Origin of the sequence: Pseudomonas sp. MPC6 (genome assembly GCF_006094435.1) — a bacterium.
In the GTDB taxonomy this organism is placed as follows: domain Bacteria; phylum Pseudomonadota; class Gammaproteobacteria; order Pseudomonadales; family Pseudomonadaceae; genus Aquipseudomonas.
Genome location: NZ_CP034783.1, coordinates 3,677,043 through 3,690,119 on the forward strand (window position 1 = coordinate 3,677,043; position 13,077 = coordinate 3,690,119).

General features: G+C 62.7%; 10 protein-coding genes and 1 pseudogene. 9 read left to right on the forward strand and 2 right to left on the reverse strand.

Annotated features, from left to right (window positions below; translation table 11 throughout):
• The first annotated feature begins 3 nt into the window (after positions 1-3).
• From lpdA to ELQ88_RS18995, 3 genes and pseudogenes are all read left to right on the forward strand, one after another.
• A complete protein-coding gene (gene lpdA / locus ELQ88_RS18990) occupies positions 4-1,386 on the forward strand; it encodes a dihydrolipoyl dehydrogenase (protein ID WP_138966967.1) in 1,383 nt (460 codons plus the stop codon).
• Between the two features lie 31 nt (positions 1,387-1,417).
• Positions 1,418-1,495, forward strand: a pseudogene (locus ELQ88_RS35055) (YqgE/AlgH family protein); the annotation flags it as partial.
• A 116-nt stretch (positions 1,496-1,611) separates the two neighbouring features.
• Positions 1,612-2,631 (forward strand): branched-chain amino acid aminotransferase, encoded by a 1,020-nt coding sequence (locus ELQ88_RS18995; protein ID WP_128869821.1) that lies wholly within the window; start codon positions 1,612-1,614, stop codon positions 2,629-2,631.
• Between the two features lie 316 nt (positions 2,632-2,947).
• Here ELQ88_RS18995 and ELQ88_RS19005 read toward each other — a convergent pair whose 3' ends face one another.
• Both ELQ88_RS19005 and ELQ88_RS19010 read right to left on the reverse strand, forming a co-directional pair.
• Positions 2,948-4,249 carry an ATP-binding protein gene (locus ELQ88_RS19005; protein ID WP_138966969.1) on the reverse strand — a complete coding sequence of 434 codons (1,302 nt, stop codon included), beginning with the start codon at positions 4,247-4,249 and terminating at the stop codon, positions 2,948-2,950.
• Positions 4,250-4,253: 4 nt separating this feature from the next.
• Positions 4,254-4,955 carry a response regulator transcription factor gene (locus ELQ88_RS19010; RefSeq protein ID WP_128869824.1) on the reverse strand — a complete coding sequence of 234 codons (702 nt, stop codon included), beginning with the start codon at positions 4,953-4,955 and terminating at the stop codon, positions 4,254-4,256.
• Positions 4,956-5,248: 293 nt separating this feature from the next.
• Between ELQ88_RS19010 and ELQ88_RS19015 the strand changes: the two genes are divergently transcribed.
• From ELQ88_RS19015 to ELQ88_RS19040, 6 genes are all read left to right on the forward strand, one after another.
• Positions 5,249-6,406, forward strand: a complete 1,158-nt coding sequence (locus ELQ88_RS19015) for an efflux RND transporter periplasmic adaptor subunit (RefSeq protein ID WP_138966971.1) — start codon at positions 5,249-5,251, stop codon at positions 6,404-6,406.
• Positions 6,407-6,421: 15 nt separating this feature from the next.
• Positions 6,422-9,520 (forward strand): efflux RND transporter permease subunit, encoded by a 3,099-nt coding sequence (locus ELQ88_RS19020; protein WP_138966973.1) that lies wholly within the window; start codon positions 6,422-6,424, stop codon positions 9,518-9,520.
• Between the two features lie 86 nt (positions 9,521-9,606).
• A complete protein-coding gene (locus ELQ88_RS19025) occupies positions 9,607-10,248 on the forward strand; it encodes a DUF1345 domain-containing protein (protein WP_138966975.1) in 642 nt (213 codons plus the stop codon).
• Positions 10,249-10,324: 76 nt separating this feature from the next.
• Positions 10,325-11,164, forward strand: coding sequence for an AraC family transcriptional regulator (locus ELQ88_RS19030; protein ID WP_138966977.1), 840 nt, complete (start codon positions 10,325-10,327; stop codon positions 11,162-11,164).
• Positions 11,165-11,215: 51 nt separating this feature from the next.
• On the forward strand, positions 11,216-11,824 hold the full coding sequence (locus tag ELQ88_RS19035; RefSeq protein ID WP_138966979.1) for a LysE family translocator: 609 nt from the start codon (positions 11,216-11,218) through the stop codon (positions 11,822-11,824).
• 132 nt (positions 11,825-11,956) lie between these two features.
• A complete protein-coding gene (locus tag ELQ88_RS19040) occupies positions 11,957-12,979 on the forward strand; it encodes a LacI family DNA-binding transcriptional regulator (RefSeq protein WP_138966981.1) in 1,023 nt (340 codons plus the stop codon).
• Positions 12,980-13,077 lie beyond the last annotated feature (98 nt).

Here is a 13,077-nt window from a genome sequence, read left to right on the forward strand (position 1 = left end):
GACATGCAGAATTTGAACACCACGCTGCTGATCATCGGCGGCGGCCCTGGCGGTTATGTGACGGCGATTCGTGCCGGCCAGCTGGGCATTCCGACCATTCTGGTGGAAGGCGCTTCGTTGGGCGGCACCTGCCTGAACATCGGCTGCATTCCTTCAAAGGCGCTGATCCATGTCGCCGAACAGTTTCATCAGACGCAGCACCACAGCCAGCATTCGGCGTTGGGCATCAGCGTTTCGGCGCCGACCCTCGACATCGGCAAGAGCGTCGAGTGGAAGGACGGCATCGTCGATCGCCTGACCACCGGCGTCTCGGCGCTGATGAAGAAGCACAAGATCCAGGTCATTCAGGGCTGGGCCAAGGTCATCGACGGCAAGACGGTCGACGTCGGCGACACGCGCATTCAGTGCGAGCACCTGGTGCTGGCCACCGGCTCAAACAGTGTGAACCTGCCGATGCTGCCGATTGGCGGGCCGATCATCTCTTCCACCGAAGCCCTGGCGCCGACGTCCGTGCCGAAACGGCTGGTCGTGGTCGGTGGCGGTTACATCGGTCTGGAGCTGGGAATCGCCTATCGCAAGCTCGGCGCCGAAGTCAGCGTGGTCGAAGCGCAAGACCGCATCCTGCCAGCCTACGATGCCGAGCTGACGCAGCCAGTGCATGATGAACTGAAAAAACTCGGAGTCAGGCTTTACTTGAAGCATAGCGTTCAAGGCTTTGATTCTATTAATAATACACTGCAAGTACTTGCGCCGGGCGGCGACACCCTGAACCTGGAAACCGATCAGGTATTGGTGGCTGTCGGGCGCAAACCCAATACCCAGGGCTGGAACCTCGAAGCGCTGAACCTGGACATGAACGGGTCGGCGATCAAGATCGACAACCGCTGCCAGACCAGCATGCGCAACGTGTACGCCATCGGCGACCTGAGCGGCGAACCGATGCTCGCGCACCGGGCCATGGCCCAGGGCGATATGGTGGCCGAGCTGATCAGCGGTAAATCCCGCGAGTTCAACCCCACCGCCATCGCTGCCGTGTGCTTTACCGACCCGGAACTGGTGGTGGTCGGCAAGACGCCGGACGAGGCCAAGGCTGCAGGGCTGGACTGCATCGTGTCGAGCTTCCCGTTTGCGGCCAATGGCCGGGCGATGACCCTGGAGTCGAAAAGCGGCTTCGTGCGGGTCGTGGCGCGGCGTGACAATCATGTGATTGTCGGCTGGCAGGCGGTGGGTGTGGGTGTTTCGGAATTGTCGACGGCGTTTGGCCAGAGCCTGGAAATGGGCGCACGGCTGGAAGACATCGCCGGGACGATCCATGCGCATCCGACACTCGGCGAAGCGGTGCAGGAAGCGGCGTTGCGGGCCCTCGGCCACGCGTTGCATCTCTAGCCGAACCCCTGTAGGAGCGAGCTTGCTCGCGATGGTCGTCAACGATAACGCGGCAGGCCTGATACCCCGCAGTGTTCTCGAGTTCATCGCGAGCAAGCTCGCGCCTACAAAGGATCGCATTCCGGGCTGCGAAAAGGGCCCGGAATGAAGTATTGTTGTCCCCATCCAGAAAAAACGTCAGAAGCCTTGAACCGTTTCGGCGGTTGTTAAGCGATAGAGGGTGTCATGGGTAACGAAAGCATCAATTGGGACAAGTTGGGTTTTGACTACATCAAGACAGACAAGCGCTATTTGTCGCACTGGCGTAATGGCGAGTGGGACGCAGGCACCCTGACCGAAGACAATGTGCTGCACATCAGCGAAGGCTCCACTGCCCTTCACTATGGCCAGCAATGCTTCGAAGGCCTGAAGGCCTATCGGTGCAAGGACGGCTCGATCAACCTGTTCCGCCCGGACCAGAACGCCGCCCGCATGCAACGCAGCTGCGCGCGCCTGCTGATGCCGCAGGTGTCCACCGAGCAGTTCATCGAAGCCTGCAAGGACGTGGTCCGCGCCAACGAGCGTTTCATCCCGCCTTACGGCACCGGCGGCGCGCTGTACCTGCGTCCGTTCGTGATCGGCGTGGGTGACAACATCGGCGTGCGTACCGCCCCCGAGTTCATCTTCTCGATCTTCTGCATCCCGGTCGGCGCCTACTTCAAGGGCGGCCTGACCCCGCACAATTTCCTGATCTCCAGCTACGACCGCGCAGCTCCACAAGGCACCGGTGCGGCCAAGGTCGGTGGCAACTACGCCGCCAGCCTGATGCCGAACTCCCTGGCCAAAAAGGCGCACTTTGCCGACTGCATCTACCTGGACCCGATGACCCACACCAAAATCGAGGAAGTCGGTTCGGCCAACTTCTTCGGGATCACCCACGACGACAAGTTCGTCACCCCGAACTCGCCGTCGGTGCTGCCGGGCATCACCCGCCTGTCGTTGATCGAACTGGCCAAGTCCCGTCTGGGCCTGGAAGTGATCGAAGGCGACGTGTTCATCGACAAGCTGTCCGACTTCAAGGAAGCCGGCGCCTGCGGCACTGCCGCGGTGATCACGCCGATCGGCGGCATCAGCTATAACGACAAGCTGCACGTGTTCCACAGCGAAACCGACGTCGGCCCGATCACCCAGAAGCTCTACAAAGAGCTGACGGGCGTGCAGACCGGTGACGTCGAAGCTCCAGCAGGCTGGATCGTCAAGGTTTGATCTGACGACACAGTTCCTTTTGCGCAAAAAAAGCCCGGCCATCGTTTTGATGGCCGGGCTTTTTTATGGTTGCCGAGCGCAGATCAAAAGATCGCAGCGAGTACTAGCCAAATTCTATGCTTCGGGGTTCCCCCCAAAAAATAGAATTTCCCACATTGGATCGACTGTGTTCATGAAATTCATGACACACAGGAAGTCCAATGTGGGAGCGGGCTTGCTCCGGGCGGCGATCCGACGAAGGCGGTGTGTCAGGCGACATCAATATTGACTGGGCCGCCGTCTTCGCGAGCAAGCCCGCTCCCACAGGGTCCAGGGATCAGCCAGGCATCGGCAACCACAACCTGAACCGCGCTCCGCCCAGCGGCGATGCCTCGACGGTCAGCGTGCCACCCTGAGCCTCCAGCGCCCGACGACTGATCGCCAACCCCAGGCCAAACCCGCCCGTGGCTCGATCCCGGCTGCGATCCAGGCGATAGAACGGCTCGAATATCCGCTCACGCTCATCATCGGGAATGCCGATGCCATCGTCGTCGACCCAGATCTCACAACCCTTCGGGCCAACCTGTACGCCGATCTGAATCCTTTTTTCGCAGTAGCGCATGGCGTTGCGCAGCAGGTTCTGAATGGCGCGGGCGGTCAGGCGCGGGTCGAGGCTGAAGCGTTCGAGCTGGCCGTGGAGCAACACGTCGATGACGATGTCGGGGGATTCAAGTTCTTCGTCGACGCTGCCGAGGATGCTGTCGATGAATTCATCCAGCGAGACTTCGACCTGTTCGGGCAGCTGCGCCGGGTTTTGCAGGCGGCTGTAGGACAGTAACTCCAGCACCAGTTCATCGAGTTCGCGGATGTGTGCCACCAGACCTTGCAGGCGCTCGCGGCTGGCGGCCGGCAGGTCATCCGACAGCGCCAGGGCCAGGCCGAAATCCAGGCGCGTCAGGGGCGTGCGCAATTCGTGGGAGACGGCATTGAGCAGGTCCCGCTGCTGGTTGAGCAGGTTCTCGATGTCGCCGGCCATGGTGTCGAACACGTTGGCCAGGCTGCCGATGTTGGAGCTGGCGGAGATTCGCGTGCGCTCGCCCAACTGGCCCTTGCCGAAGCGCTCCGCCGTGCCCTTGAGGCGCTCCAGATCACGCCAGTGCGGGCGCAGCCACAGCAACAGGCAGGCGAGCATGGTCGCGCCGATCAGCACGTTGATGCTCCAGTACAGCAAACTGACGTCCGTCGGGTCCGGCGGCACCACCATTTGCACCACCGTGCGTTCGTTCAGCGGCGACGCCGCCAGGGTGCGCCAGCCCCAGTCGCCAATGCGCACGATGTTCTCGCCGCGCTGCAGACGTTGCCGTTCATCGAGGGTGAAGTCGGCATCGTCGTTGCCGCTCAGCACGATGTGCAGCGGCTGGAACTCTTTATCCATCTCAGCCGCCAGGGCCGGCCATTGCGCCGGGGGCACAGAATGGAACTGTTTGACGATGAGGGTCTGCAGGCCGCGGGAATAGTCGAGGTTATAGGTGAGAAAACGCTCGTGAAAGACCTTGATCACCAGGTCCGGCACCAGGTAGATCGCCGCGCTGAACGAGACGATGGTCACCAGGTACAGGCGAAACAGGATTCTGAACATCGGCTCAGCATTCCCACTCGGAACGGCTGAACAGGTAGCCCTTGCCCCAGACCGTCTTGATCTTGCGCGCCTCGCCGGCGCAATCGCCGAACTTGCGCCGCAACTTGGAAATCGCCACGTCCACCGAGCGGTCGGTGCCGTTGAACTCGATGCCGCGCAAGCGCTGCAGGATCTGGTCGCGGCTGAGCACTTCGCCGGCATGCCGGGCCAGCACCACCAGCAGGTTGTATTCGCCGCTGGACAGTTCGACAGGTTGTCCGCGCCAGGTCACGGTGCGTTCGGACAGGTCGATGCACAGGTTGCCCATGAGGATGCGGTCGTTGGCGGTCTGCGGCTCGCCGAGGCTGCTGCGCCGCAGCAAGGTCCGCACCCGGGCCAGCAGCACCCGCGGCTCGCAGGGTTTGGTGACGTAGTCGTCGGCCCCCATCTCCAGGCCCAGCACCTGGTCGTGGCTGTCGTCGCGGGCGGTGAGCATCAGGATCGGCAACGTGGCCGAATCGGCGCGCAGCAACCGACAGACTTGCAGGCCGTCCAGCCCCGGCAGCATCAGGTCGAGGATCACCAGGTCCGGCGGATCGACCCGCGCCCGTTCGCGCACGTGGTCGCCGCGGCCGATCACGCTGACGCAATAGCCGTTGCGTTCCAGGTAGCTGGCGATCAGTTCGGCGAGGGCGGTGTCGTCTTCGACCAGGAGGATGTTGGGCATGGGGTGTTTCCAGAAGTTGCTGTGGCGTCTGTTCCGGCCTCTTCGCGGGCAAGCCCGCTCCCACAGGGATCTGATGGGAACACAGATTTTGTGAACTCCGCCGACGACTGTGGGAGCGGGCTTGCCCGCGAAGAGGCCGGAACAGGCGCAAAAAGAATCAAGCTGCAAAGGATATACGCCCTCACCCACCCCCGTGCAAAACCCTTACACAATTTCACACAGCACCTACAAAGCTTAACCGATACCTTCCCCGCCTCCCCGTAGGATGCCGGGGTCATTATTGGGGTTATTACATGTCAAACAACCTGCTTGCCAAGCTCAGCCTGATCGCACTGGCGTTGACGCTGAGCGCTTGCGACAAGGCCCCGACTGCCGAAGAGCAGGCGCCGCTGGCCACGGTTCGCATCGAGACCCTGTCAGCCCGGCCGCTGTCGATCAGCAGCGAACTGAGCGGTCGCATCGCCGCGCCGCGCATCGCCGAAGTCCGCGCCCGGGTGGCCGGCGTGGTGCTGCAACGGACCTTCCGTGAAGGCAGCGACGTGAAACAGGGCGATGTGCTGTTTCGCATCGACCCGGCACCGTTCAAGGCCGACCTGGACAGCGCCGAGGCTGCGTTACGCAAAGCCGAGGCCAATGCCTTCCAGGCGCGCTTGCAGGAGCACCGTTACGCCCAGTTGATCGAAGGCAATGCGATCAGCGGCCAGGACTACGACAACGCCCGGGCGGCCGTACGCCAGACCGCGGCCGACGTCGCCGCCAACCAGGCCGCGGTGCAGCGGGCGAAACTGAACCTGGGCTACGCCACCGTCACCGCGCCGATTTCCGGGCGCATCGGCCGCGCGCTAGTGACCGAAGGCGCCCTGGTCGGGCAGAACGAAACCACGCCACTGGCCTTGATCCAACAGCTCAACCCGATTCACGCCGACCTCACCCAGTCGACCCGCGAACTCAACGACCTGCGCCGCGCCTTTCGCTCCGGGCAGTTGCAGCAGGTCGGCCAGGACCAGGCCAAGGCCACGTTGATCCAGGACGACGGCAGCCTCTACCCGTTGCCGGGCAAGCTGCTGTTCACCGACATCACTGTCGACCCGGGCACCGGCCAGATCATCCTGCGCAGCGAGTTCCCCAACCCGGACCTCGACCTGTTGCCCGGCAGTTTCGTGCGCGTGCGCCTGGAACAAGCGGTCAACCAACAGGGCATCAGCGTGCCGCAACGGGCCATCCAGCGCGACAGCGCCGGCATCGCCCAGGTGCTGTTGCTCGACGCCGAACAACGGGTCGGCCAACAGCCGGTGGAGCTGGGCCCGGTGCAGAACGATCGCTGGATCGTCACCGGCGGCCTCAAGGCCGGCGACCGCATCGTCATCGAAGGCCTGCAACACGCCAAGCCCGGCGAGAAAGTGCAGATCGACGACACCCCTCTTCCCCTTGCCCAGGCTTCTGGTCAGTAAGCAGGACGCTTTTTTATGCCGCAGTTCTTTATCGATCGCCCGGTGTTCGCCTGGGTGGTCGCCCTGTTTATCCTGCTGGCCGGGGCCCTGGCCATTCCGCAGCTGCCGGTGGCGCAGTACCCCGACGTCGCCCCGCCGCAGATCGAGATCTACGCCGTGTACCCCGGCGCTTCGGCGCAGACCGTGGACGAAAGCGTGGTCAGCCTGATCGAGGAAGAGCTCAACGGCGCCGATCATCTGCTGTATTTCGAATCGCAAAGCAGCCTCGGCAGTGCGACGATCAAAGCCACCTTCCAGCCGGGCACCAACCCGGAAATGGCCCAGGTCGATGTGCAGAACCGCCTGAAAGTCATCGAGTCGCGCCTGCCGCAAGCGGTCAACCAGCAGGGTTTGCAAGTGGAGAAAGTCTCCGCCGGTTTCCTGCTGCTGATCACCCTGACCTCCAGCGACGGCAAGCTCGACGACGTGGCGCTCAGCGATTACCTGGCGCGCAATGTGATGAACGAGATCAAGCGCCTGGACGGGGTTGGCAAGGCCCAGCTGTACGGCGCGGAACGGGCGATGCGCATCTGGATCGACCCGCGCAAGCTCATCGGATTCAACCTGACCCCGGCCGACGTCAACGCCGCCATCGTCGCGCAGAACGCCCAGATTTCAGCTGGCAGCATCGGCGACTTGCCGACCCGCGGCACCCAGGAAATCACCGCGACCATTCTGGTCAAGGGTCAGTTGTCGACCCCGGAAGAATTCGCCGACATCGTGCTCAAGGCCAACCCCGACGGCTCCACTGTGCGCATCGGCGATGTGGCGCGGGTCGAGATCGGCAGTCAGGAATACCAGTTCGGCACCCGCCTGAACGGCAAGCCATCGACCGCGGTCGGCGTGCAATTGTCCCCCGGCGCCAATGCCCTGAGCACCGCGACCCTGGTGCGGGCGAAGATGGACGAACTGGCGCGCTACTTCCCCGCCAATGTCGAATACAAGATCCCGTACGACACCTCGCCTTTCGTCAAGGTCTCGATCACCAAGGTGGTCTACACCCTCGTCGAGGCGATGGTGCTGGTGTTCGCGGTGATGTTTCTGTTCCTGCAAAACATCCGCTACACGCTGATTCCGACCCTGGTGGTGCCGGTGGCGCTGATGGGCACCTTCGCGACCATGTTGGCCCTGGGCTTTTCAATCAACGTGCTGACCATGTTCGGCATGGTCCTGGCCATCGGCATCCTGGTCGACGACGCGATTGTGGTGGTGGAAAACGTCGAACGGATCATGGTCAGCGAAGGCCTGTCGCCCAAGGAGGCGACGCGCAAGGCGATGCAGCAGATCACCGGTGCGATCATCGGCATCACCCTGGTGCTGGTGGCGGTGTTCATTCCCATGGCATTCATGCAGGGCTCGGTCGGGGTGATCTACCGACAGTTCTCCTTGTCGATGGCGACCTCGATCCTGTTCTCGGCGTTGCTCGCCCTGACCTTGACCCCGGCACTCTGCGCGACGTTGCTCAAGCCGATCGCCAAAGGCGAGCATCATGAGAAACGCGGGTTCTTTGGCTGGTTCAACCGCCGCTTCGAGCAACTGACCGTAAGTTATCAGGGCTGGGTCGCCTACGCGTTGAAGCGCACCGGTCGCTACCTGTTGATCTACGGCGTGCTGTTGATCGGCCTGGGGATTTGCTTCAGTCGCCTGCCCTCCTCGTTCCTGCCGGTGGAAGACCAGGGCTATACCATCACCGACGTGCAACTGCCGCCGGGTGCGAGCAAGCACCGCACAGTGCAGGTGGTCGAACAGATCGAAGCGCACAACGCCACTGAACCCGGGGTGGGCGACAGCACAGTGATTCTCGGTTTCAGCTTTTCCGGCAGCGGCCAGAACGCGGCATTGGCATTCACCACGCTCAAGGACTGGTCCGATCGCGGCAGCGAGGACTCCGCCAGTTCAATTGCCGACCGCGCCAATATCGCATTGAGCCAGATCAAGGACGCGGTGGCCTTCGCCATCCTGCCGCCGCCCGTGGACGGCCTCGGCACCTCCAGCGGTTTCGAGTTCCGCCTGCAGGATCGTGGTGGCCTCGGCCATGCCACGCTGATGCAGGCGCGCACCGAACTGCTCGAGGCCGCCGAAAAAAGCCCGATCCTGATGAACGTCCGCGAAAGCGCCCTGGCTGAAGCGCCGCAGGTGCAGCTGGAAGTCGACCGCAAACAGGCCAACGCGCTGGGGGTGTCCTTTGCCGACATCGGCAGCGTGCTGTCCACCGCGGTCGGTTCGGCCTACATCAACGACTTCCCCAACCAGGGGCGGATGCAGCGGGTGGTGGTGCAGGCCGAAGGCGATCAGCGCAGCCAGGTCGCCGATCTGTTGCACATGCATGTGCGCAACAGCGCTGGAAACATGGTGCCGCTGTCGGCCTTCGTCCAGGCCAAATGGACCCAGGGCCCGGCGCAGCTGACCCGTTACAACGGTTACCCGGCGATCAGTATTTCCGGCGAACCGAAACCGGGTTACAGCACCGGTGAAGCCATGGCGGAAATCGAGCGGCTGGTGGCGCTTGGTCCGGCGGGACTGGGCCAGGAATGGACCGGCTTGTCGCTGCAGGAACGCCTGTCGGGCAGCCAGGCGCCGATCCTGCTCGGGTTGTCGTTGCTGATCGTGTTCCTGTGCCTGGCGGCGTTGTATGAAAGCTGGTCGATCCCGACTTCGGTGTTGCTGGTGGTGCCGCTCGGCGTACTCGGCGCGGTGTTGGCCGTGACCCTGCGCGGGATGCCCAACGACGTGTTCTTCAAGGTCGGGCTGATCACCATCATCGGCCTGTCGGCGAAGAATGCGATCCTGATCATCGAATTCGCCAAGAGCCTGGTCGACGAAGGTCACGACCTGATCGACGCCACCCTGCAAGCCGCACGCCTGCGATTGCGGCCGATTGTCATGACCTCACTGGCGTTCATCCTCGGCGTGGTGCCGCTGGCGATTGCCACGGGCGCCAGTTCGGCGAGCCAGCAAGCCATCGGCACCGGGGTGATCGGCGGGATGATCACCGCGACCCTGGCGGTGCTGTTCGTGCCGGTGTTTTTCGTGGTGGTGATGAAGCTGGTGCGCACGCGCCCTGACGATATCTAGCCAACAACACATCCCCCTGTAGGCGCTGGCAAGCCAGTTCCTACAGGGTGCTATGGTGTTTGCACACCCTGGCCCTTCGAGTACACATGCCCCTCCTCGCCCGCACCCACCCGCGCCTGTCCGCCGCCGCCACGCTCGGCATTGCCGTGGGCATCCTGGCTCCGGCCGATTCGATCATCAGCAAAATCCTCTTCGGCTGGAATGCCGGTGTCTGGACTTACCTGGTACTGATGTTCTGGCTCACCGTGCGCGCCAAGGCGCCGGACGTGAAACGCATCGCCGAGATCGAGGATGAAAACGCCGGGCTGGTGCTGTTCGTCGTGTGCATCGCCGCGATCGCCAGCCTGGCGACCATCGCTTTCGAGCTGGCCGGCAGCCGGGACCTGGAAACCACCCGCAAGCTGCTGCACTACGGCTTCACTGCCCTGACCGTGATTGGCTCCTGGCTGCTGATCGGGGTAATCTTCAGCGTGCACTACGCACGACTGTTCTACACCTGGCACGGCAAGGACCCGGCACTGCGTTTTGCCGAAGGTTTGACGAACCCCGATTACTGGGACTTCCTGTACTTCTCGTTCACCATCGGCGTGGCGGTGCAGACCTCGGATGTCGGGGTGGCGACCCGGGAGTTGCGCAAGATCGTGCTGGCACAGTCGCTGATCGGCTTTGTGTTCAATACGGCCATTCTCGGCTTCTCGATCAACATCGCGGCAGGCCTGTTCAACTGATCCGTGCACAAACGTTCTAGTCGCCACCCTCGACACCGGCGTTCAATAGCTCGGCAACCCGTTTCGCAGGTGCAGCATGACCACTCACAACTGGATCGACCTGGCCCAGGATGCCGACACCGGCATCGAGACGCTGCGCGCGCATTTCAGGGGCCACGCCTACGACCCGCATTGGCATGACAGCTATCTGGTGGGCGTTACCGAGCAAGGGGTTCAGCAGTTCCACTGTCGGCGGGCGAAACATCAAAGCACGCCGGGCAAGGTGTTCCTGCTCGAACCCGGTGATATCCATGACGGCGAAGCACCGACCGAGGATGGCTTCACCTATCGCATGCTGTACCTCGATCCGCAGTGGTTGCAGCGTGAACTCAGTGCGGTGTTCGACAACGCTGCGCAAAACAGTCAATTGAGTTTCGCCAATACCCTGGCCACTGACGTGCGGCTGGCCCACGCCACAAGCCTGGCATTTCAGGCCCTGCATCAGGGCGAGCTGAAGATCGTGCGCCAGACCGCACTCGACGGCTTGCTCGAGCGCCTTACCGGCCATCTGCACTGGCGGGCGCGTTATGGCGAGGATCCACGTCTGCCGCTGGTGGCGAAGCAGGCGCGGGAGTATCTGCACGCCAACGCTCGATACGACATCGGCCTCGATCAACTGGCCAGCGCAACGGGCGTCGATCGCTTCCGCCTGACCCGCGCGTTCAAGGCGGCTTTTGGTATCGCACCCCACGCCTATCTGGTGCAACTGCGCCTGGCGACAGCTCGTCGAATGCTGGCCCGCGGTGAGCAACCGGCGACGGTGGCCATGGAGCTGGGGTTTGCCGATCAGAGCCATCTGGGCCGTTGGTTCGTGCGCGCCTACGGCCTGACGCCCGCACTGTATCGCAAGCGCTGCTCAAATCTTCCAGACAGGTAACCCGGCAATTGTGAAGATCGTATTCAACGATTTTCAACGGAGTTGCCTGCCATGTTGTCTTCTTTCCCGACGTTCTTGCCCTTCCTGTTATTTGCGTTCGTGGCCTCGATCACCCCCGGCCCGACCAATATCCTGGTGTTGAGCAACAGTGCCCGATATGGCTTGGCGGCTGCGGTCCCGATCATCTTCGGCGCCTGTGCCAGCGCCGCGACCATTGTGCTGCTGGTCGGCACCGGGGCCGGTTCGTCGTTGACCGCGCTGCCCATGGTGCAATCCACCATGCAGTGGGTAGGCGTGACCTGGTTGAGTTACCTGGCGTGGCAGATATTCAGCGCACCCGCTGCAGGCCTCAAACCCAATGACAGCGACGCTCGCCTCGGATGGGTGGGGGCCGCCAGCCTGCAATTGATCAACCCGAAAACCTGGATGATGGCGCTGGCCGTTGTCAGCGTGTTTGCTGGCGGTGGCGAGCAACGCCTGGGCCAGGTGGTGTATTTGTCGCTGGCCTTTTTCCTGATATCCCTGCCGTGCCTCGGCGTCTGGGCCTTGCTCGGCGCGGGCTCAACGGGCTGGTTGCGCTCGCCGCGGGCGATACAAGGTTTCAATCGCTGCATGGCCCTGTTACTGCTGGGATCGACCTGGTTGGGCGTGTTGACCTGAGCACCACCCGTCGACTTTTTTCGTTGTTCGATCAATCCGGCACTTGACGGCGGATTCGTTTCTGGTGTCTTCTGAAACCGGTTTCAGTGCCAGGCACGCAAACCTAATAAATCCAATAAAAGGTTTCAGACCGTGAACGATTTTTCCGCCGCCCAACGCAGCCGCGTGACCATGCTCGACGTGGCTGAACATGCCAAGGTTTCCAAGGCCAGCGTCTCGCGGTTCATCGGCGAAGACCGCGCCCTGCTCTCCGATGCGATCGCATTGCGCATCGAGCAGGCAATTGCCGAACTGGGCTACCGCCCGAACCAGATGGCCCGCGGCCTGAAGCGCGGCCGCACGCGCCTGATCGGCATGCTGGTGGCCGATATCCGCAACCCTTATTCGATTGCCGTGATGCACGGGGTGGAAACCGCCTGCCGTCAGCATGGCTACAGCCTGGTGGTGTGCAACACCGACCGCGATGACGAGCAGGAACGCCAGCACCTGGCCCTGCTGCGCTCCTACAACATCGAAGGCCTGATCGTGAATACCCTCGGCCACCACCGCGATGAATTGCGCGAGCTGCATCGGGAAATGCCGCTGGTGCTGGTAGACCGTAAAGTCGAGCAACTCGAGAGCGATCTGGTCGGGCTGGACAACCCGGCGGCGGTCGAAATGGCCGTCGCCCACCTTGAAGACCGCGGCTATCGCGACGTGCTGCTGGTCACCGAACCGTTCGACGGCACCAGTTCGCGAATCGAGCGGGTCAGCAGCTTCAGGGCGCAGATTGCCCAGCGTCCGGCCCTTCGCGGCACCCTGATCGAAACCGGCAGCGGACTGACGGCGCAGCTGAAAACTTTCCTCGATAACCCTGGCCCCGGGCCGAAAGCACTGTTCTGCGCGAACGGTATTGCGGCGCTGGCCAGCACCCATTCACTGCGCGAATTGCAGTGCAACCTGTTCGAGGATGTCGGCCTGATCGCCCTTGATGACCTGGATTGGTACCCGCTGGTGGGCAGCGGCATCACCGCCCTCGCCCAGCCGACGGCAGAGATCGGCGCCAGTGCGTTCGAGTGTTTGCTCAAGCGGTTGCGCGGGGATGACGGGCCGGTGCGGACTGTGGATTTTTCGGCGCGGTTGATTGTAAGGGGGTCGACCAGTGTTCCAACGTGACGACGCCTTCGCTGGCAAGCCAGCTCCTACACAGGCACCGCGGTCTCCTGTAGGAGCTGGTTGCCAGCGAAGTCACCCGAACAATCACCACCGAATTC

Bases quoted from the DNA above. Each gene is read 5' to 3' on its own strand.
- lpdA (WP_138966967.1), top strand. From the start codon at position 4: ATGCAGAATTTGAACACCACGCTGCTGATCATCGGCGGCGGCCCTGGC.
- ELQ88_RS18995 (WP_128869821.1), top strand. From the start codon at position 1,612: ATGGGTAACGAAAGCATCAATTGGGACAAGTTGGGTTTTGACTACATC.
- ELQ88_RS19005 (WP_138966969.1), bottom strand. From the start codon at position 4,249: ATGTTCAGAATCCTGTTTCGCCTGTACCTGGTGACCATCGTCTCGTTC.
- ELQ88_RS19010 (WP_128869824.1), bottom strand. From the start codon at position 4,955: ATGCCCAACATCCTCCTGGTCGAAGACGACACCGCCCTCGCCGAACTG.
- ELQ88_RS19015 (WP_138966971.1), top strand. From the start codon at position 5,249: ATGTCAAACAACCTGCTTGCCAAGCTCAGCCTGATCGCACTGGCGTTG.
- ELQ88_RS19020 (WP_138966973.1), top strand. From the start codon at position 6,422: ATGCCGCAGTTCTTTATCGATCGCCCGGTGTTCGCCTGGGTGGTCGCC.
- ELQ88_RS19025 (WP_138966975.1), top strand. From the start codon at position 9,607: ATGCCCCTCCTCGCCCGCACCCACCCGCGCCTGTCCGCCGCCGCCACG.
- ELQ88_RS19030 (WP_138966977.1), top strand. From the start codon at position 10,325: ATGACCACTCACAACTGGATCGACCTGGCCCAGGATGCCGACACCGGC.
- ELQ88_RS19035 (WP_138966979.1), top strand. From the start codon at position 11,216: ATGTTGTCTTCTTTCCCGACGTTCTTGCCCTTCCTGTTATTTGCGTTC.